General features: G+C 71.7%; 18 protein-coding genes. 12 read left to right on the forward strand and 6 right to left on the reverse strand.

What is annotated here, in order from left to right; all coding sequences use genetic code 11:
- The first annotated feature begins 261 nt into the window (after positions 1–261).
- The 3 genes from NYZ98_RS16410 (at position 262) to NYZ98_RS16420 (ending at position 5,402) form a co-directional block, all read left to right on the forward strand.
- Positions 262–1,791 (forward strand): MDR family MFS transporter, encoded by a 1,530-nt coding sequence (locus tag NYZ98_RS16410; protein ID WP_262843648.1) that lies wholly within the window; start codon positions 262–264, stop codon positions 1,789–1,791.
- Positions 1,792–1,847: 56 nt separating this feature from the next.
- Entirely contained in the window at positions 1,848–4,094 is a 2,247-nt protein-coding gene (gene secA2 / locus NYZ98_RS16415) for an accessory Sec system translocase SecA2 (protein ID WP_262843700.1), read from the forward strand.
- A gap of 144 nt (positions 4,095–4,238) precedes the next feature.
- The gene (locus NYZ98_RS16420; RefSeq protein ID WP_262843649.1) at positions 4,239–5,402 is read left to right on the forward strand and encodes an acyl-CoA dehydrogenase family protein; all 1,164 of its coding nucleotides are present in this window, start codon (positions 4,239–4,241) and stop codon (positions 5,400–5,402) included.
- A gap of 176 nt (positions 5,403–5,578) precedes the next feature.
- On the opposite strand, the gene NYZ98_RS16425 is transcribed toward NYZ98_RS16420, so the two are convergent.
- Together NYZ98_RS16425 and NYZ98_RS16430 are read right to left on the reverse strand one after the other, a co-directional pair.
- Complete coding sequence (locus NYZ98_RS16425; protein ID WP_262843650.1) at positions 5,579–6,031, reverse strand: ATP-binding protein; 453 nt, start codon at positions 6,029–6,031, stop codon at positions 5,579–5,581.
- Between the two features lie 199 nt (positions 6,032–6,230).
- Positions 6,231–6,617 (reverse strand): MerR family transcriptional regulator, encoded by a 387-nt coding sequence (locus NYZ98_RS16430; RefSeq protein WP_262843651.1) that lies wholly within the window; start codon positions 6,615–6,617, stop codon positions 6,231–6,233.
- 86 nt (positions 6,618–6,703) lie between these two features.
- On the opposite strand from NYZ98_RS16430, the gene NYZ98_RS16435 reads away from it, so the two are divergent.
- Positions 6,704–7,588, forward strand: a complete 885-nt coding sequence (locus NYZ98_RS16435; RefSeq protein WP_262843652.1) for an NAD(P)-dependent oxidoreductase — start codon at positions 6,704–6,706, stop codon at positions 7,586–7,588.
- A 95-nt stretch (positions 7,589–7,683) separates the two neighbouring features.
- Here the strand turns inward: NYZ98_RS16435 and NYZ98_RS16440 are convergent, their stop codons facing one another.
- Entirely contained in the window at positions 7,684–7,884 is a 201-nt protein-coding gene (locus tag NYZ98_RS16440) for a DUF5302 domain-containing protein (protein WP_262843653.1), read from the reverse strand.
- Positions 7,885–8,128: 244 nt separating this feature from the next.
- On the reverse strand, positions 8,129–8,980 hold the full coding sequence (locus NYZ98_RS16445; RefSeq protein ID WP_262843654.1) for a DUF4253 domain-containing protein: 852 nt from the start codon (positions 8,978–8,980) through the stop codon (positions 8,129–8,131).
- A gap of 157 nt (positions 8,981–9,137) precedes the next feature.
- Between NYZ98_RS16445 and NYZ98_RS16450 the strand changes: the two genes are divergently transcribed.
- The 3 genes from NYZ98_RS16450 (at position 9,138) to NYZ98_RS16460 (ending at position 11,556) form a co-directional block, all read left to right on the forward strand.
- Positions 9,138–9,686 (forward strand): DUF1707 SHOCT-like domain-containing protein, encoded by a 549-nt coding sequence (locus tag NYZ98_RS16450; RefSeq protein WP_262843655.1) that lies wholly within the window; start codon positions 9,138–9,140, stop codon positions 9,684–9,686.
- Positions 9,687–9,751: 65 nt separating this feature from the next.
- Complete coding sequence (locus tag NYZ98_RS16455; protein WP_262843656.1) at positions 9,752–10,273, forward strand: MarR family winged helix-turn-helix transcriptional regulator; 522 nt, start codon at positions 9,752–9,754, stop codon at positions 10,271–10,273.
- A gap of 32 nt (positions 10,274–10,305) precedes the next feature.
- Positions 10,306–11,556 carry an MFS transporter gene (locus tag NYZ98_RS16460; protein ID WP_262843657.1) on the forward strand — a complete coding sequence of 417 codons (1,251 nt, stop codon included), beginning with the start codon at positions 10,306–10,308 and terminating at the stop codon, positions 11,554–11,556.
- 50 nt (positions 11,557–11,606) lie between these two features.
- On the opposite strand, the gene NYZ98_RS16465 is transcribed toward NYZ98_RS16460, so the two are convergent.
- On the reverse strand, positions 11,607–12,545 hold the full coding sequence (locus NYZ98_RS16465) for an MFS transporter (protein WP_262843701.1): 939 nt from the start codon (positions 12,543–12,545) through the stop codon (positions 11,607–11,609).
- 192 nt (positions 12,546–12,737) lie between these two features.
- Positions 12,738–14,915: an amylo-alpha-1,6-glucosidase gene (locus tag NYZ98_RS16470; RefSeq protein ID WP_262843658.1), complete on the reverse strand. Its 2,178-nt coding sequence runs from the start codon at positions 14,913–14,915 to the stop codon at positions 12,738–12,740.
- A 140-nt stretch (positions 14,916–15,055) separates the two neighbouring features.
- Between NYZ98_RS16470 and NYZ98_RS16475 the strand changes: the two genes are divergently transcribed.
- The 5 genes from NYZ98_RS16475 to NYZ98_RS16495 all read left to right on the forward strand — a co-directional run bounded on the left by NYZ98_RS16475 (position 15,056) and on the right by NYZ98_RS16495 (position 20,212).
- Entirely contained in the window at positions 15,056–16,147 is a 1,092-nt protein-coding gene (locus tag NYZ98_RS16475) for a LacI family DNA-binding transcriptional regulator (RefSeq protein WP_262843659.1), read from the forward strand.
- A 49-nt stretch (positions 16,148–16,196) separates the two neighbouring features.
- On the forward strand, positions 16,197–17,450 hold the full coding sequence (locus NYZ98_RS16480) for a sugar ABC transporter substrate-binding protein (RefSeq protein ID WP_262843660.1): 1,254 nt from the start codon (positions 16,197–16,199) through the stop codon (positions 17,448–17,450).
- Positions 17,451–17,523: 73 nt separating this feature from the next.
- Entirely contained in the window at positions 17,524–18,621 is a 1,098-nt protein-coding gene (locus NYZ98_RS16485; protein ID WP_262843661.1) for a carbohydrate ABC transporter permease, read from the forward strand.
- A gap of 1 nt (position 18,622) precedes the next feature.
- Positions 18,623–19,510: a carbohydrate ABC transporter permease gene (locus NYZ98_RS16490; RefSeq protein ID WP_262843662.1), complete on the forward strand. Its 888-nt coding sequence runs from the start codon at positions 18,623–18,625 to the stop codon at positions 19,508–19,510.
- A 126-nt stretch (positions 19,511–19,636) separates the two neighbouring features.
- The gene (locus NYZ98_RS16495; protein WP_262843663.1) at positions 19,637–20,212 is read left to right on the forward strand and encodes a hemerythrin domain-containing protein; all 576 of its coding nucleotides are present in this window, start codon (positions 19,637–19,639) and stop codon (positions 20,210–20,212) included.
- The last annotated feature ends 3 nt before the right edge of the window (positions 20,213–20,215 follow it).

Below are 20,215 nucleotides of genomic sequence, written 5' to 3' on the forward strand. Positions count from 1 at the left end.
GTAGCGTGGCAGGGGCGGGCCACCGACCGCCTCGGGGCCGGTGAGCCGGTCGGCGCCGGCCGGTGAACCGGTCGGGGCCTCGTAGTGGGTCATGTCGTGTCTCGGAGGCGGGCAAATACCGGGAGCGGGGGCCCGGTGCCGGGGTCGGACATGCTAGACGTTGTGGACAGGAGGGCAACCGGTGGCCGGACGCGGTACGAAGGTTGTTCTGGTGCGTACGCTGGATAGGATCGTCCAGCCCCATGGGAGAGGTGGCGTTGGATGAGTGCCGATGAGGCGGGGCTGAACCGCCATCAGGTCAATCTGGTGTTCGCCGGGCTCATGGTGGCCCTCCTGCTCGCGGCACTCGACCAGACGATCGTGTCCACCGCCCTGCCGACGATCGTCGGCGACCTGAAGGGCCTGGAGCACATCGGCTGGATCGTCACGGCCTACATCCTGGCCTCGACCATCGGCCTGCCGATCTACGGGAAGCTCGGCGACCTGTTCGGCAGGAAGATCGTCTTCCAGGCCGCCATCGTGATCTTCCTGGTCGGGTCCGTGCTGTGCGGGCTGGCGCGCAACATGCCCGAGCTGATCGGTTTCCGTGCGCTTCAGGGACTCGGCGGCGGCGGGCTGATGATCGGCGTGCAGGCCATCGTGGCCGACCTCGTCTCCCCCAGGGAGCGCGGCAGGTACACCGGCATCATCGGCGCCGTCTGGGGCCTGTCGTCGGTGATCGGGCCGCTGATCGGCGGGTTCTTCACCGACCACGCGAGCTGGCGCTGGTGTTTCTACGTCAATCTGCCGCTCGGCCTGCTGGCCCTGGTCATCACCGTGGTCGGGCTGAAGCTCCCCCGGCCGCAGAAGCACCCGAAGCTGGACATCCTCGGCACCGCCCTGCTGGCCGCCACGTCCACCTGCGTCGTGCTGGTCACGAGCTGGGGCGGCACGGAGTACGCCTGGGGCTCGCCGATGATCATCGCTCTGGCGGCGGGGGCGGTCGTCCTCGCCGTCGGCTTCGTGCTGGCCGAGCGCGCGGCGGAGGAGCCGATCATCCCGCTCCACCTGTTCCGCGCCAACCTGTTCGTGTTCCCTGCCGCGCTCTCGGTGTTCGTCGGCGTCGGCATGTTCGCCTCCATCGCGTACCTGCCGACGTTCCTGCAGATGGTGAACGGCGCGAGCGCCACCCAGTCGGGCCTGCTGATGCTGCCGATGGTCGCCGGGATGACGATCACCTCCATCGGCTCGGGCCGGGTCATCTCGGCGACCGGGCGGTACCGGATCTTCCCGATCCTCGGCATGGGCCTGCTGGCGGCCGGCCTGGTGCTGCTGTCGCGGATGACCGCCGACTCCTCGATGGTGGTCAACAGCTGCTACATGTTCGTCGCCGGCTTCGGGCTCGGGATGGTGCTGCAGACGCTCGTGCTCATCGTGCAGAACTCGGTCGACCACCGCGACGTGGGCGCGGCCACCTCCGCGGTGAACTACTTCCGGCAGACCGGCGCCTCCCTCGGCACCTCGCTGGTCGGCGCGCTGTTCATCAACCGCCTGTCGGACGCCCTGAAGTCGAGCGGCACCCGGCTGCCGGTGAGCAACGTCAACGCGATCACCCCGCAGATGGTCCACCACCTGCCGCCGCCCGTACGAGAGGCCATCGCGCGGGCCTACGCGCACGCGCTGCCGCCGATCTTCCTGTACGTGGCGCCCATCGTGGCCGTCGGGTTCGTGCTCGCGTTCTTCATCAAGGAGATCCCGCTCTCCAACCGCCCCGCCTCGGCCCATCGGGACGTCCCCGCGCACAGCGGCTGACGATCAGGGTCGGGAACGCCGTTAGAATAGGAGGCGTTGGAGGGTACGTGGCCTCGATAACGCAAGTGATCAGAAATCTCCTGGATCGTCCGGGAAGCGCGAACATCAGTCCTTTTCAACGCGTGGCCACGCAGGCGGGCGCCCTTGAGGACCGGGTCGCCGCGCTCACCGACCTTCCCCGCCCGGCCATGGACGACCTGGCCGAGTTCTGCGCCGTCGCCCGCGAGGCCTCCCGCCGCACCCTGGACATGCGTCCCTTCGACGTGCAGCTCGTCGGCGCCCTCGCCCTGCTGTCCGGCCAGGTCGCCGAGATGGCCACCGGCGAGGGCAAGACCCTGTCGGGCGCCATCGCCGCCGCCGGGTTCGCCCTGCGCGGCACGCCCGTCCACGTCATCTCGGTCAACGACTACCTCGCCCGGCGCGACGCCGAGTGGATGGGCCCGCTCTACGAGGCCCTGGGCGTGTCCGTCGGCTGGATCGGCCAGTCCTCGACGCCCGAGGAGCGGCGGGAGGCGTACGCCAAGGACGTGATGTACGCGTCGGTCAGCGAGATCGGCTTCGACGTGCTCCGCGACCGGGTGGCGACCGATCCCGCCGCCGTCATCGTCCCCGAGCCGTCCGTCGCGCTGATCGACGAGGCCGATTCGGTGCTGGTGGACGAGGCCCGCGTCCCGCTCGTGCTCGCGGGCGCGGCCGACCCGGGGGCCGACGCGCCCGAGACCGCGGAGCTGGTCAGGCGACTATCCCGTGGATACCACTACGAGCTCGACGACCAGGCGCTGAACGTCTACCTCACCGCCAAGGGCACCGACGCGGTCGAACGGGCACTGGGCGGCATCAACCTGTATGAGACCCCCGAGGTGCTGACCCGGGTCAACCTCGCCCTGCACGCCCACGCGCTGCTGACCCGCGACGTGGACTACCTCGTGCGTGACGGCCGCATCCAGCTCGTCAGCCAGTCGCGCGGCCGGGTGGCCACCCTCCAGCGCTGGCCGGACGGCCTGCAGGCCGCCGTGGAGGCCAAGGAAGCGCTCCCGGCGAGCGAGACCGGCGAGATCCTCGACTCCATCACCGTCCAGGGCCTGATCCGCAGGTATCCCAAGCTGTGCGGCATGACGGGCACGGCGGTGGCGGTCGAGGAGCAGCTCAGGGAGTTCTACGGCCTGAAGGTCGCCGTCATCCCCCCGAACACGCCGTGCGTGCGCACCGACGAGCCCGACCGCCTGTTCGGCACGGTCGCCGACAAGGAGCGGGCGCTGGCCACCGAGATCGCCGACGTGCACGCGACGGGCCGGCCGATCCTGATCGGCACGCTCGACGTCTCCGAGTCCGAGCGCCTCGCTGACGACCTGCGGGCCAGGGACCTCGACTGCGTGGTGCTGAACGCCAAGAACGACGCCGAGGAGGCCGCGATCATCTCGCGCGCCGGCGAGCGTGCGGTGATCACCGTGTCCACGCAGATGGCCGGGCGCGGCACCGACATCCGGCTCGGCGAGGGGGTCGCCGAGCTGGGCGGCCTGTACGTCATCGGCTCGGGCCGGCACGCGAGCAGCCGCCTGGACGACCAGCTCAGGGGCCGCGCCGGGCGCCAGGGCGACCCCGGCGGCTCGGTGTTCCTGGTGAGCCTCGAAGACGACCTGATCACGCAGTACGCCCCCGGTGAGGCCCTCCCGGCCGCCGGCGACGACGGCGTGGTCCGCCACAAACGCGCCGGGTACGTCGTCGGCCACGCCCAGCGGGTCGCCGAGGGCGCCCACCTGGAGATCCACCGCAACACCTGGCGCTACACCCGCCTGCTGGAGCGGCAGCGCGACCTGGTGCTGGCGCAGCGCGAGAAGGTCCTGCGGGGCGACGCCGCCGGGGAGGCCCTGGCCGCCGCCGCGCCGGAGCGCTGGAGCGAGCTGAGCGACCTCGTGGGCGAGGACGTGCTGCAGGCCGCGGCGCGGGAGATCGTCCTTTTCCATCTCGACCGCTGCTGGACCGAGCATCTGGGCTTCATGTCCGACGTGCGCGAGGGCATCCATTTGCGCGCCCTCGGGCACAAACTCAAGCCGATCGACGAGTTCAACCGCGAGGGCACCGCCGCGTACCGGCACCTGCTGGACGAGGTCGAGCTCCGGTCGGTCGAGACGTTCCGCACGGCGCCGATCACCGCGGACGGGATGGACCCGCTGGAGGCCGGCCTGAAGCGGCCCACGGCCACCTGGACCTACCTGGTGCAGGACAACCCCTTCGGCAGCTCCGTCGACCGCCTGCTGAAACGCCTCAGCCCCCGCACGCGCCGCCGCCAGGACCTCGACTGAGCGCACGGCCCCTCCCGCCGGGCGCGCGCGCGTACGACGGGCTCGCCACCTCCGCCTGTGGCACCGGCGCGCGGCTGTGATTGGGTGCTTGTAACAGGAGCGGCAGCGACGTGCACCTCCGTGACCCTCTTACGGTGACCGCGTATGAACCCTCATGACTTTCTCGAAGTAGACGGCGAGCTGTCCGGCGAGGAGCGGGCGATCCGCGACGCCGTGCGCGACTACTCGGCCGCCGAACTGCTCCCGCATGTGGCCGACTGGTTCGACGCCGGCACGATCCCCGACCCCAAGGGGCTGGCCAAGGGCCTCGGCGAGCTGGGCGTGTTCGGCATGAACCTGTCCGGGTACGGCTGCGCGGACACCAGCGCCGTGAGCTACGGCCTGGCCTGCCGGGAGCTGGAGGCCGTGGACAGCGGGCTGCGCAGCTTCGTCTCGGTCCAGGGGTCGCTCGCGATGACGGCGATCCACAGGTTCGGCACGGACGCGCAGAAGGACGAGTGGCTGCCGCGCATGGTGACCGGCGAAGCGCTCGGCTGCTTCGGCCTGACCGAGCCCGACTCCGGGAGCGACCCCGGTTCGATGCGCACCCGCGCGCGGCGCGACGGCGGCGACTGGGTGCTTGACGGCACCAAGATGTGGATCACGAACGGGTCGGTGGCCGACGTCGCGATCGTCTGGGCGGCGACCGACGAGGGGATCCGCGGCTTCCTCGTCCCCACCTCGGCACCGGGCTTCACCGCCAACGTGATCCACAAGAAGCTGTCGCTGCGCGCGTCGATCACCTCCGAGCTGGTCCTCGACGGCGTACGGCTGCCCGGGGACGCGATCCTGCCGGGCGCGGAAGGGCTCAAGGGGCCGCTCTCGTGCCTGTCGGAGGCGCGGTACGGCATCGTGTGGGGCGTCGCGGGGGCCGCCAGGGCCTGCCTGCTGGCGTCGATCGACTACTCCAAGACCCGCGTGCAGTTCGACCGGCCGATCGGGGCGTTCCAGCTCACCCAGCGCAAGCTCGCGGACATGCTCGTGGACGTCAACCACGCCACGATGACGGCCCTGCGGATCGGGCGGCTGAAGGACGCGGGGCTCGCGCACCATTCGCACGTCAGCTTCGGCAAGCTCGCCAACGTCCGGGCGGCGCAGCGGGTGGCGGCGGCGGCGCGGAGCATCCACGGCGCCAACGGGATCACCCTGGAGTACCCGGTGATGCGGCACATGGTGAACCTGGAGACGGTCGCCACCTACGAGGGCACCGAAGAGGTGCACGCCCTCACCCTCGGCCGCGCCCTCACCGGCCTGGACGCCTTCCGCTGACCCACCGGCCGCCTCGCGCCCGCCTGAGCACCCCGCTCACGGGCGCGAGGAGCGGCCGTACCACTCTTGGCCCCCGCGGATCGGACGCGCCACGCTTCTCGTCCCTCGGGCGCGAGGACCTCCTCCTGCGGCCTCCGCACCGGGCGGATGCGGCCTTCGCACCGGCGGAGTCCGGGTCAGGAGGCTTCGGGTTCGCCGCCGAGCCCGGTGACGAACCAGACGGTCTTGCCGCCGCCGTCCGCGCTGACCACGCCCCAGTCGTCGGCGAGCAGGCTCACGATCAGCAGGCCCCGGCCGCCGGTCGCGTCGTGGTCCCCCGGTGCCTGGCAGGGCAGCCCGTCGCCCGCGTCGAACACCTCGCCGTACACCCAGGAACCGTCGCTGCCGAGCCGGAGCGAGAACGCCGTGCCGCCGTGCCGGATGGCGTTGGTCGCCAGCTCGCTCACGATCAGCGAGCAGTCGTCGACGAGCCTCATGGCGCCCCAGCGCCGCAGCTCCGCGCCGACGAGCGCGCGCGCCGCCTGTGCGCTCCGGGCCTCGGCGGACAGGATCCACTCGGCCGTGCGCAGCGGGAGGCGTTCGAGTACGCCGGGTGCGGACGTGCGGTTCGCGCGGGAGGTGAGGGACACCTGCTCCTCCTTAATGGGAGCGCTCCCATAAGGTTACGGGCGAAAGTCGATGATGTGAACCGCTTGATACATGATTGTTCCCTGCCGCCCACCGAAGACGGCCCAGCCTCCCGCCGTCCCCGCACCACCGGTCCCTCACGCCCCTCCGGTCACGCCCCATCCCTCCCGCACCCTCGATCAGGTGGGAGCGCTCCCAACCCTAGGCCGGTGAGGCGTCGCAGGTCCGGCGTGGCGCGCGCCGGTCGGTGGCGTCGATGTAGTCGTGGAGGACCTGACGCGAGCGGGCGAGGGTGTCGATGTGCTCGTCCAGGCCGCGCAAGCGTGCCCGCAGGACGGCGACGAGCTCGGGGCAGGACTCCAGGTCGGGGGCGGCGCCGGTGGCGCACGGCAGCATGTACCCGATCTCCTGGGTCGAGAGCCCGGCCCGGAGCAGGCTCCTGATCTGGGTGACGGTCAGGACGGCGTCGGCGGGGTAGTCGCGGTAGCCGTTGGCGCCGCGCCGGGGTTCGAGCAGGCCCTGGGTCTCGTAGTAGCGCAACTGGTGCGCGTGGACCCCGGTACGCCGGCTGAGTTCCCCGATGAGCACGCCCGCTCCTTCTCCTTGACCTTCATATCGGTGTGAACGTTGATGATTCTGCCATGACCACCGACCCTGCTTCGAGGGAGCGCACGATGGGGAATCACGATGCCGGCCGTACTCCTGTGACGGTCATCGGCCTGGGCCTGCTGGGCCGGGCACTGGCCGGGGCGTTCGTGGCCGGGGGGCATCCGACGACGGTGTGGAACCGTACGGCGGGGAGGGCCGGCCCGCTCGTGGAGCGGGGCGCGAGGCTCGCCGGGTCGGCGGCGGAGGCCGTCGCGGCCGGTCCGCTGGTGGTCGTCTGCCTCTCGGACTACGAGGCGGTACGGGAGGTGGTCGGCCCGCTGGGTGAGGCGCTGCGCGGCCGGGTCCTGGTGAACCTGACCTCCGGCACCTCGCGGGGGGCGCGTGAGACCGCCGGGTGGGCGGCGGAGCGGGGGGTGGCCTATCTCGACGGCGCGGTCCTGGCGGTCCCCGAGGCCATCGGCACGGCGGACGCCGTCGTCCTGTACAGCGGGCCGCGCGAGGCGTTCGACCCGCACGAGCCGGTGCTGCGGAGCCTGGGCGCGGGAACGACGTACCTGGGCGGTGACCACGGCCTGTCGTCGCTGTACGACGTGGCGGCGCTGAGCGTGATGTGGAACATCCTGAACGGGTTCCTGCACGGTGCCGCCCTGCTCGGCGCCGCCGGTGTGGAGGCGACGTCGTTCGCCCCGGTCGCGAAGACGCTGATCGAGACGGTGGCCGGGTGGGTGCCGGGGTACGCGCGGCAGATCGACGACGGCGAGTACCCGGCGCTCGACTCCACGCTCGGCACTCATCTGGCCGCGATGGAACACCTGGTGCGCGAGAGCGAGTCCCTCGGTGTCAGTACCGAGCTTCCGAGGTTCGTCGAGGCCCTGGCGGGGCGCGCGGTGGCCGGAGGGCGGGGCGGCGAGGGGTACGCGGCGATGGTCGAGCTGTTCCGCCGGCCCTAGGCGGCGGGGCCGGGGCGGCACGCGGCCCGGCTACCGGTGGGGGTAGTCGGGCCGTGGGTGGGGACGGGGCCGGTCGCCGGGGCGGCCGGGGTGGGTCAGCCGCCGCTCTTGCGGCGGAAGGAGCGCTTGCTCGCGGCGGGGCCGTGAGCGCCGTGGATCTTGGACGGATCCTTGCCCCGGCCGGTCTCGTTCGTCTCGGCCTGGGTGGCGCGCTTGCGCTCCAGGGCCTCCCGGAACTTGCGCTTCAACTCGTCGTCCGGGGTTTCGGATTCCGGCTCCGGTGCGTCGGCAGTCATGCGGACCTCCTGGTCTTGGACGGGGCAACCACTCAGCCTCGCACGTGGGCGCGCGTGACCGGCCCGCCTGGCGACGGTGTCCTGCACCCCGCCTCCGATCCCGTCACGCCCAGATGCGGCGAAGCACCAGGACATCATCTCATGCCCGCTCCGAGTGCTTCGTACCCGCGTCCTTGACACCGCCTGACGGCGCTTCGCAAGCGTCCCGGCACCATGCGTGGCCGAAAACCCGGTTCCGGCCGGGTCAGTCCCACCAGAAGGACCACATGTGCTTGCCACGGATCTGCTCGGCGTAGTCGACCAGGGTGCCGGCGCCCTGGATGATCGCGTCGGGGCAGAAGGCCCAGTGCTCGGCGGCGACCCGCAGGGCGTGCCGCGAGGTGACCGGGGGCGCGGCCACGCTGAGGTCGAGGGTGTTGAACCCCAGCCCGACCAGGCGGGCCGCGAAGCGGTCCTCCCAGCTCCGCACCACGGCCGCCAGGGGGACGTTCCACTCGTTGTGGTGCAGGGCGCCCTGCCAGCCCATGACGGCCAGCGCGTCCGCCCCCCGCTCGACGGCGGCCAGCCCCACGGGCGTCCCCTGCGTGGCGAGCATCGTCGCGTACTGGTCGGCCACCGCGCCGGGGTCGGCCTGGATCTCGCCGGGGCCGGCCGGGCCGGGACATTGGGCGCCGAAGGGGTCGAGGATCTCGATCTGCTCCTCTGAGGCCCGTTCGACCCAGTCGGCCCAGACCTCCGCCATGAACGCGTCCACGGTGTAGTTGTCGATCTCGGCGGCGGCGTCGGGGGCGATCTGCCCGACCGACCACGGCTGGACGGAGTCCTCCAGCAGGACCGGCCACAGGCCGGAGTTCGGGTGCTCGGCCCGCAGCCTGGCCCATAAGGACGCGGAGACCGACCCCTGGCTCAGCCAGAAGGCGGGACGACGCCGCGCCTGGAACTGGCCGTAGGTGGGGTCGGGCCACACCACCGCGCCCGCCGGGAGCTCCACCGCGAGGGTGCGTCCCTCGCCGCCGTCGTCGAAGAGGCGGCCCACGGCCGGCGGAAGCGGCCGTCGCTCACAATCGTCCATCTCCACCGTTCCGGTGCCGATCACACCTACAGGATCCCGGTCCGCCGAGATGGTAGTGCGAGAAGGTTCCGCCACGCCTCCCGTCGTACCGCACAATCGCCCGTCCTGTCCCGTGCCCGCGGCCATGATCTCTACCGTACGGAGACTCTGACAGATCGGCATCCTCGGCTACCGTGGTGACATGACGGATGTAACCGGTAATCTGCGCGCTTCGGATGTGGATCGTGAGGCGGTCTCCGAAAGACTGCGGATCGCCGCCGGCGAGGGCCGGATCTCCCTCGAAGAGCTGGACCAGCGCCTCGAACGGGCGTACCAGTCCAAGACCTACGCCGAGCTGGACGTGCTGATCGCCGACCTGCCGACCAACGGCGTCCTGGCCTCCACCGACGAACCGCTGGTGCTCAAGGTGCGGTCGGGCAACGCCCAGCAGGTGGGGCACTGGGTCGTGCCCAGGCACATCACCGCCGACTGCGCGTGGGGCAACATCAAGATCGACTTCACCCAGGCGACCTGCGCCCACTCCGAGGTCACGCTGGCCGCCACGTGTGGAGCGGGGAACATCCTCGTCATCGTGCCGCGCGGGTGGAGCGTGCGGGTCGAGCAGGTGACGACCGGCATGGGAAGCGTCGTCAACAAGGTCACCGACGCGCCGCGCCCCGGGCTGCCGGTCCTCCGTGTCTCCGGCCACGTCGGGATGGGCAACATCAAGTTCAAGCACCCCCGCCGCTGAACCCCTGAGCGCCGAGCCTCGGCATTCGCTTGGACATATACATAACACATTGATATAAGTCCCTTATGGAATTATCCGGGACGACGAGCACGCGTGACCCCTCCGGCGCCGAGGTCACGGCCGCGCTGGAACGGCTCACGCGCCTCGTCCTGCGGCTGAGCACGCGCGGCGACCTGTCGCTCACCTCGGTCGCCACGATGGCCACCCTGGAACGCTCGGGCCCCTGCCGGCTCACCGACCTGGCCGCCCGCGAAGGCGTGACCCAGCCCGCGATGACCCAGCTCGTCTCCCGCCTCCAGGAGTCCGGGTTCGTCGTCCGCGCCGGCGACCCCGAGGACCGGCGGGTCGTCCAGGTGCACATCACCGACGCCGGACGGGCCGCGCTGGCCGGGCGCCGCGAGGCGCGCGCCGCCCAGCTCACCGCGCTGCTGGCCGAGCTCACCGAGGACGAGCGCGCGCTGCTCGTCGCGGCCCTGCCCGCCATCGACCGCCTGACGAGCCTGCTGCCCGAGGACCGTACGGCCGGCGCGGCCGGTACCCCCGCTGCGGCCGGTACGGGCGGTACGGCCGCCCGCCGGGCCATCTGATCCCCCGCGTCCTCTCGAATGGAGCACTGTTGATGAGCGGTCATCCCGGCGGCGCGAGCGTGAGCCCGTTCCGGCAGCCCAAGGCGGTGTTCGCGGTCGCGTTCGCCTGCGTGGTCTCGTTCATGGGCATCGGCCTGGTGGACCCGATCCTGCCCGCGATCTCCAGCGAGCTGAACGCGACCCCGAGCCAGGTCACCCTGCTGTTCACCAGCTACCTGGTCGTGACCGCCGTCGCCATGCTGATCACCGGCTGGGTCTCCAGCCGCGTCGGCGCCAAGCGCACGCTGCTCGGCGGCCTCGGCCTGATCGTCGTGTTCAGCGCGCTGGCCGGCGCCTCCCCCGGCATCGGGTCGATCGTCGGGTTCCGCGCGGGCTGGGGCGTGGGCAACGCCCTGTTCATCGCCACCTCCCTGGCGGTGATCATCGCCTCGGCCAGCGGCGGCTTCGCGGGCGCGATCATCCTGTACGAGGCCGCGCTCGGGCTGGGCATCGCGGTCGGCCCCCTGCTCGGCGGGCTGCTGGGCAATGTGAGCTGGCGCGGCCCGTTCTTCGGGGTCTCGGCCCTGATGGCCATCGCCATGATCGCCACCGCCGTGCTGGTGCGGCCGATGCCGCTGCCCGAACGCAGGATCGGCATCCTGGAGCCGCTGCGCGCCCTGCGGCACCGCGGCCTGCTGACGATGTCGCTGGCCGCGCTCTGCTACAACTGGGCGTTCTTCACCGTACTCGGCTACGCCCCCTTCCCGATGGGGCTCGACGCGATCCGGCTCGGCCTGGTCTTCACCGGCTGGGGGGTCCTGGTCGCGGTGTTCGCCGTCTTCGGGGCGCCCTGGCTGCAGCGCCGCTTCGGCATCGCCCGCACGCTCTACGCCAACCTGGCGCTGTTCGCCGTGACCGTGCTGGTCATCGCCATCTGGACGACGCACCCCGCCGTGCTGGTCGTCGCGGTGATCGTGGCCGGCGTCTTCATCGGCGTGAACAACACGGTCACCACGCAGGCCGTGATGACCGTCTCCCCGGTCGAGCGCCCGATCGCCTCGGCCGCCTACGGGTTCGTCCGGTTCATCGGCGGCGGCCTCGCGCCCTTCGCCGCCGGCAAGCTCGTCGAGCACACCAACGTGCACGTCCCCTTCTACATCGGCGCAGGGACGCTGGTCCTCGGGATCGCGATCCTGTCCACCGCCCACGAGGACCTGGCCCGTTCCGAGCGGGTGCAGGCCGCCGGGACGGAGGCGCGGCCGGAGCCGGCCCTGCCGATCGTCGCCGTGGACACCGCGACCTGACGCCCGGCCCGCCCGTGCCAGGCGGGGGCACGTACGGCCCGCCGCGCGGGTCAGGCCGGTTGGGGCACGTCGCCGCTCCGCTCGGACCGGCGCAGCGCCGTGTCCCTGGTCTCGCGCATCGTCAGGTAGACGACCAGCGACACCGCGGCGCACCCGGCGACGTACCAGAAGAACCCCGACTCGGCCCCGGCGTTCTTGAACCACAGCGCGACGTACTCGGCCGTGCCGCCGAACAGCGCGTTGGCGATCGCGTACGGCAGGGCGACGCCGAGCGCGCGGACGTGCGTCGGGAACAGCTCGGCCTTCACGCACGCGTTGATCGAGGTGTAGCCGGTCACGATGACCAGCGCGGCGACCGACAGCACAAGGGCCTGGCCGACGGTGGTGACGCCGCGCAGGGCCGTCAGGATGGGCACGGTGCCGAGCATCGAGCCGACCCCGAAGGTGACCAGCAGGGGCCGCCGCCCGATGCGGTCCGACAGCGCGCCCGCGAGCGGCTGGAGCACGCAGAAGATGGTCAGGGCGAGGAAGCTGACGAGGGTGGCGTCCGGCTTGGACAGCCCCGCGGTGTTGGACAGGTACTTCGTCAGGTAGGTGGTGTAGGTGTAGTACGCGACCGTGCCGCCCATGGTCAGCGCCACCACCAGCGCGAACTCCCGCTTGTGCGCGAGCAGCCCCCGGATGGTGCCGCGGCTCGCGGCCTCGACGCCCTCGTCCTCCTCGTACGCCTCGGTCTCCAGCAGGCCGCGCCGGATGTAGAAGACCACGGCCGCCCCGGCGGCGCCGACGACGAACGGGATCCGCCATCCCCAGGAGTGCAGGGCCGCGTCGCTCATGGTCTGCTGGAGCACCATCTGCAGGCCGAGGCCGATGAGCTGGCCCACGGTCATGGAGACGTACTGGAAGCTGGAGGAGAACCCCCGGCGGCGCGGGCTGGACGCCTCGGTCAGGTAGGTGGCGCTGGCGGCGTACTCGCCGCCGACCGACAGCGGCCGGGTGCGGGGCGCGGGCCGGTCACTGTCACGGGGACCTCCTCCTGCCGGGGGAACCGGGGGTGCCGGGAGGCGGCCGTGGCTCCGGCCGCCCCCTCCCCGGGATGCCTTCCCGCCTGACGGTGACTCAGCCCGCGAATCTGACTCCTATTTCCGACAGATCGCCAAGATGGCCCTGACAACCGGCCGTCAGGAACCGTCCGGACCGCTGCCCTTCACGGCGGTGAGCCCGCTGGGGAGGCCCGACGTCGTGACCGCGCCGTCCCGGTCGACCGAGACGGCGACCTCGGCGCCCGCGATCCGCAGACCGTCCACCGACAGCGCGCCGAGCGGGGCCCCGGCCATCGGGCGGAGCGCCACGACGCCCGAGGGCACGTCGGGATACACGCCGAGCGCCGCGTGGACGATCGTGACGGCCGCCGCCGCCGACCACGCCTGCGGGCGGCACGCGGCGGGGTAGGGCACCGGCCGCAGGACCGCCTCCCGGTCGTCGCCGGCGAACAGCTCGGGGAGCCGGTAGCCGAACTCCTCCCCCGCCGCCAGCAGGCCCTCGGCCAGCCGCGCCGCCTCGGCCCCGAACCCGGCCCGCGCGAGCCCCGCGACCACGATCGCGGTGTCGTGCGCCCAGATCGAGCCGCAGTGGTACGACAGCGGGCTGAACCCGCCGTCCCGCGACGACATCGTGCGCAGGCCGAAGCCGCCGGCCATGGCGGGCGAGGCCAGCAGCCCGGCGACGGTCGCCGACTCCTCGTCCGACAGCAGGCCGGTGCCGAGCAGGTGGCCGATGTTGCTGGTCAGCGAGTCGACCGGGCGTTTGTCCCTGTCGAGGGCGAGCGCGGGGTGCCGGCCGTACGGGCCGTCGACCCAGAAGCGGGCGCGGAACCGTTCGGCCATCGCGTCGGCGTACTCGTTCCAGCGGTCGGCGCCGGGCCGGCCGAAGGCCGCGAGCAGCGCCGCCGCGTGCCGGGCCGCCTCGTAGGCGTATCCCTGGACCTCGGCCAGGGCGATGGGCGCCTCGGCCCGGCGGCCGTCGCGGAACCGCACCGAGTCGCCGGAGTCCTTCCAGCCCTGGTTGGCCAGGCCGTGCCCGCTGGTGTCGATGTACTCAAGGAAGCCGTCGCGGTCGGCGTCGGCGTCGCCGCCGAGCCAGCCGAGCGCGGCCTCCATGGCGGGCAGGAGCGCGGCGACCTCCCCCTCGGGCATGCCCCAGCGCCAGGCGTCGTGCAGCAGGCTCACCCAAAGTGGGGTGGCGTCGATGGTGCCGTAGTAGGTGGCCGGGAGGTGCAGGCCGTTGCCCTCGACGGTGAACTCGTGCCGCCGCAGCTCGTGCATGATCTTCCCAGGCGCCTCGCCGGACTCGGGGTCGGCACGGACGCCCTGGTGGCGCGCGAGGACGCGGAGGGTGCCCGAGGCCAGGCCGGTGCCGAGCGGCAGCAGCATCCGGGCGGCCCACAGGCTGTCGCGCCCGAACAGCGTGAGGAACCACGGGACGCCCGCGCCGAGGAACGTGTCGCCGGGGGCGCCGGCCTCGGCCAGGCGCAGCGAGCGCAGGTCGTCGAGCGAGCGGTCGAGCAGGCGGACGATGCGGTGGTCGGCGGCCGTGACACGCGGCCGGCCCCACTCGACGGGGCCGGCGGGCGTCGTCACGACGGCCCCCGGGTCGTCCACGGCGGCCTCCCAGCGCAGGGTGACCCGGCCCCGGGGAGCCAGGGCGATCTCCCACCGCAGCCGTGCCCCGTCCCCGGCGGTGTCCTCGGCGTGGGCGTGGTCGCCCGTGACGGTGACGGTGATGCCCTGGGACGCCCAGGTGAGCGTGCCCGGCCCGCCGTCCACGGCCGGCACCGGGTCGCCGCGCCTGCCGGACTTCACCACCTCGATCGGGGCGAGGTCGCACGCCAGTTCCAGGGTGACCGTCGCGGTCACACCCGTGGCCGCCGAGGACACGATGTCGAGGGTCTCGGCCATGCCGCCCGCGGTGACCTCGCGGACGCGGTCGACGCGCACGGTCGGGTCGGGGCCGGGGTCGCCGAGCCACCTGGCCAGCGAGACGAACCGCGCGCCGCCCGGACCGGTGAGGGAATGGGCGATGGGCTCGGGCTCACGTCCGTCGATCAGTAGCCTGACCTGGGACAGCGCCCGCGAGTCCGCGTGGAAGAACCCCTGCGCGCCCGTGGCGCGGATCTGCCCGTCCGCGCCGCTGAGCGCGCTCGTCGGGGCCAGGACGGCGCTGACGAGATCATGCAGCAGGGGCTGGAGCGGAGGTGCGGGATCGGGAGGCGTGGCGGGGGGGTCCCCGAGAGCCGTTTCGAGGTCCGCCACGCACGCGGCGAGGTCCTCGGCTTCGGGCGTTGCACCTTGGTCGAACACCGATGGCCCCCTGGGTCCTGTCGAGCCTGCGCCGCACGGCGGGATGACCTCCGCTTGCAGCTTACGAAACATCGCCTTTACTTGAACGATCCAATCGTGCCATAGTCCGTGTTGAACGATCAAATGCTCGAAAGGTGCCAATGGCTGACAAGGTGACGATCGCCGACGTCGCACGACACGCGAAGGTGTCGCGGCAGACGGTGTCGAACGTGCTGAACTCCCCGGAGGTGGTCCGCGAGGAGACGCGCCTCCGCGTCCAGGAGGCCGTCCAGGCCCTCGGCTACCGGGTCAGCCAGGCCGCCCGCCAGATGCGCACCGGCAGGTCCATGCTGATCGCCTCGCGCATCGAGCCTGCCCAGGACGACGGCATCAACGGCTTCGTCTTCGACCGCTACCTGCACGGGCTCACCGAGTCGGCGGCCCGCGCGGGGTACCGCGTCCTGCTGTACACGGCCGACGACCACGACGCGGAGCTCGCCACCTTCGACGACCTGCTCGGCGTCCACGAGCCCGACGCCTTCGTGCTCACCAGCACCGACTACGGCGACCCCCGCACGACCAGGCTCCTGGAGCTGGGCATCCCGTTCGTCACCTTCGGCCGGCCGTGGGGCGTCCCGCCGGAGCGGCGCTACCCCTGGGTCGACGTCGACGGCGCCGCGGGCACCGCGCTCGCGACCCGCTACCTGCTGGACGCCGGCCACCGGCGCATCGGCTTCCTCGGCTGGCCCGGGGGATCCGGCGTCGGCGACGACCGCCGGGCCGGCTGGGCGCGGGCGCTGGCCGACGCGGGCGCGGGACCCGCGGAGATCGCCGAGCTGGACCACCGCACCGACGACGGCGTCCCCCAGGGGGAGGCCGCCGCGCACGCCCTCATCGACGCCGGCCGCCCGGCGACCGCCCTGGTCTGCGTGAGCGACTCGCTCGCCCTGGGCGCGCTCCAGGCGGGCCGGCGGATCCCGGTCATCGGCTTCGACGACACGCCGGTGGCCCGTGCGGTCGGGCTGACCAGCGTCCGTCAGCCGATCACCGAGGTCGCGGCGAGCTGCGTGTCGATCCTCGTCCGCCTGCTGGACGGGGACGCGCGGGGCCGGGGGGCCGCGGGCCGGGAGCGCGAACAGAACGTCGGGGGACGTCAGGACGCGGGGTCCGGGGGGTCCGCGTCCCCATTACGGGAGGCACCGCCCGAACAGGTACTGCACCAGCCCACGCTGGTGCGCCGCCAGTCGGCGTGACCGGCCCAGGACCTCTTCCACCACCCATCACGAAGATCAGGACAGCGCGATGAAACGCAGTTACCTCCGGACCGCGGCGTTGGCGTCGGCCGCGTGCGGCACACTATTCGCCTCGGCGGCCTGTGGCAGCGGCTTCGACGACACCGCGGGCCAGGGCACCACCACGCAGAGCAGCGGGCCGGCCTCGCTGCAGATCCTCATCGGCTCCTCCGGCGCGGCCGAGACCTCGGCCGTGCAGAAGGCGGCGGCCGCCTGGGCCACCGCCAGCGGCAACAAGGCGACCGTGACCCCCGCGCAGGACCTCACGCAGCAGCTCGGCCAGGCCTTCGCCGGGGACAGCCCGCCGGACGTCTTCTACGTGGACGCCGCCCGCTTCGCCGACTACGCCTCCGTCGGGGCGCTGGAGCCGTACGGGGACAAGATCTCCGACCCGGACGACTTCTACGAGAGCCTGCGCACCACGTTCACGCGGGACGGGAAGTTCTACTGCGTGCCGAAGGACTTCTCCACGCTGGCGCTGATCGTCAACAAGGACCTGTGGAAGAAGGCCGGGCTCGGCGACTCCGACGTCCCCACCACCTGGGAGCAGCTCACCTCGGTCGCCGGGAAGATCAAGGCCAAGGGCATGGTGCCGCTGGCGCTGGGCGACACCCGCGACCGCATCGGCGCCTTCATGGTCGAGGCGGGCGGCTGGATCACCAGCCCGGACGGCAAGCAGGCGACGGCCGACAGCCCCGAGAACGTCAAGGCCCTGGACTACGTCCAGTCGCTGCTGAAGGGCGGGCTGGCCAAGTTCCCGAAGAAGCTGGACTCCGGCTGGGCCGGTGAGGCGTTCGGCAAGGCCAAGGCCGTGATGACCATCGAGGGCAACTGGATCAAGGGCGCCATGAAGGCGGACTACCCCGACGTCGGCTACGCCGCGTACCAGCTTCCCGCCGGTCCCAAGGGCAAGGGCACGCTCTCGTTCACCAACTGCTGGGGCGTCGCGGCCAAGAGCAGGCACAAGGAGCAGGCGATCAGCTTCGTCGAGGCGATGACGAAGACCGGCCAGCAGATGGAGTTCGCCCGCGCGTTCGGCGTGATGCCCTCCCGCGAGTCGGCCAAGGACCAGTTCGTCAAGGAGTTCCCCGAGGACGCCGCGTTCGCCGACGGCGCGGGCTACGCCCAGGGGCCGGTGAACGCGCCCAAGATGGACAGCGTGCTGGCGGACTTCGACGCCGGCCTCCAGCAGCTCGACACGACCGCGCCCAAGACGATCCTCGCCCGCCTGCAGAAGAACGCCCAGAGCGCTCTCGGGAACTGAGCGGCCTCCCGGCCCCGGCCGCCCCCCACGGGCGGGCGGCCGTCCCGGGAGGGCCCCGCGGGAAGGAGAGGAAATGGTGGACGCCGCGTCCGCGATCGACCGCCGCCGCCTCGGCAGAGGCTCGGCCACCAGGCAGAACCTGGCGGGCTGGCTGTTCCTGGCGCCCGTCGTGGTCATCCTCGGCGTGTTCATGCTGCTGCCGATCCTGATGGCGATGTGGGTGAGCCTGACCTCCTGGAACGGGCAGGGCAGCCCGTTCACCGGCCGGGCGCCGTTCGTGGGCCTCGGCAACTACGTCCGGCTGTTCACCCAGGACGACCTGGCCCGCCAGGACTTCATGACGAGCATCCGCAACAACGTGTACTACGTCGCGATCGTGGTGCCGGTGCAGACCGCCCTGGCGCTCGGCCTCGCGCTGGTGGTGAACGGGCGGATGCTCAAGGGGAAGACGTTCTTCCGCAGCGCGTTCTTCTTCCCGTCGGTGACCAGCTCGGTGGCCGTCAGCGTGGTGTTCCTGTTCATCTTCGCCAACTCCGGCGCGGTGGGCAGCCTGCTGAGCATGTTCGGGATCAGCGGCCCCGAGTGGTTCTCCGACTCGCGGGGCGTGCTCCACCTGCTGCTCGGCGGGCTCGGCCTGGTCGACGGCGCCGCTCCCCCGGCGGCGCTGACCGGCGGGGGCCCGTTCGGGCTGACGTGGTGGGACTGGCTGTCGGGGCCGAGCGTCGCCATGTGCACGATCATCATCCTCGTCGTCTGGACGACCTCGGGCACGTTCATGCTGATGTTCCTGGCCGCGCTCCAGGACATCCCGGTCACGCTGGAGGAGGCGAGCCTGATCGACGGGGCCGGCGCCTGGCAGCGGTTCCGGCACGTGACCCTGCCGATGCTGCGGCCCACGCTGTTCCTGGTGCTGACCCTCGGGCTGATCGGCACCTGGCAGGTGTTCGACCAGGTGTACGTGATGAGCCAGGGCAACCCGGCGAAGACCACGCTGACGCCCGCGTACCTGTCGTACCGGACGGCGTTCCGCGACTTCGACTACGGGTCAGGGACGGCGATCTCGTTCGTCCTGTTCCTCATCATCGTGGTGATGACGCTGGTCCAGCGGTGGGTGATGCGCGACCGGGTCGCGGACGCCGGCGCCGGCCCGCGCAAGCAAGGGAGCTCCTGACATGTCCCGGAGAACCGGCCGGCGCACGGCACAGGCGATCACCCACCGGCCGGGGGACGGCCGGAGCATGGTCTCCACCTTCACCGGGTACGCGGTCCTGGTCTTCTTCTCGCTGGTCTTCCTGTACCCGTTCGTCATCCAGATCGCGAACTCGCTGAAGACCGAGGCCGACGCGGCGGCGAACCCGCTGTCGCCGATCCCCTCGCCGCTGTCACTGGCCGGCTACGAACGGGTCTTCTTCGGGACCGACCTGCCGCTGTGGCTGGGCAACTCGATCCTGGTGACGGTGATCGTGACCGTGGGGCGGGTCTTCCTGGACTCGCTCGCCGGGTACGCGCTCGCGCGGCTCCGCTTCCGGGGCCGCAGGACCATGTTCGCCGCCATCGTCGCGATCATCGCGGTGCCCGGCGTGGTGCTGTTCATCCCGAAGTTCCTGGTGCTCAACCAGCTCGGGCTGTACAACAGCTATTCGGCCCTGATCCTGCCGGTGATCGCGGACGCGGCCGGCGTCTTCATCATGAAACAGTTCTTCGAGTCGATCCCGGTGAGCGTCGAGGAGGCCGCGCGCATCGACGGCGCGGGGGTGTTCCGCACGTTCTGGTCGGTCGTCCTGCCGATGGCGCGCCCGGCGCTGATCACGCTGACGATCATCTCCTTCCAGGGGACGTGGAACGAGTTCCCGCACAGCCTGGTGTCGGTGCAGAGCCCGAGCCTGTTCACGTTGCCGCGCGGGCTGGCCGACCTGGTCAGCGGCTCGCTCGGCGTCGGGACGCAGTACCCGCTCAAGCTCGGCGCGGCGGTGCTGGCGACGATCCCGGTGGCGGTCATCTTCGTGATCTTCCAGCGCTACTTCATCCGTGGCGCCAACGAGGGCGCCGACAAGGGCTGAACCGCCCACTGCATCCGACATCCCGACAAACTTCATATTTCACCACAAACATGCGTTTACCTGCGTAAATACCGGCAAGGGCCCAGAGGAAGGAGTAGAGCCGCCACCGGCATTGGGAGGCAGGCCATGGCGAACGTGTTCGAAGTTCTGCGCCGCGACCATGACGAGGTCAGGCATCTTCTGGCCGAGATCGAGGCAGGGGCCCCCTTGGTGGGCGTCAGCGAGTCCGAGCGGCTGGTCGTGCGCAAGCGGCAGGTGGACCGCCTGATCACCGAGGAGTCCAAGCACGAGGCGCTGGAGGAGGAGTACTTCTGGCCGGCCGTCCGCGAACTGGTCTCCGGCGGCCGGGAGCTGGCCGACAAGGCGATCAGGCAGGAACGGCGGGCCAAGTTCCTGCTGGAGGACCTGATCGGCTACGACCCCTCCAAGCTCAGGTACGAGGAGATGCTCGACTGCTTCATCGACGAGGCCCGCGAGCACTTCGCGTTCGAGGAGGAGCAGGTCTGGCCGGAACTGCGCCTGGTCCTCACCCCGGAGCGGGCCGAGGAGCTCGGCACCAAGATCGACCGAGCCCGGCGGATGGCACCGACCCGCCCGCACCCGCACACACCACCGCACCCCGGGCTGCTCAAGGCGACCAGCCCCTTCGTCGGCACCGCCGACCGGATCCGCGACCTGGTCTCCGGCCGGGGCCGCCACTGACCC

Origin of the sequence: Sphaerisporangium corydalis (genome assembly GCF_025506355.1) — a bacterium.
Taxonomy (GTDB): Bacteria; Actinomycetota; Actinomycetes; order Streptosporangiales; family Streptosporangiaceae; genus Sphaerisporangium; species Sphaerisporangium corydalis.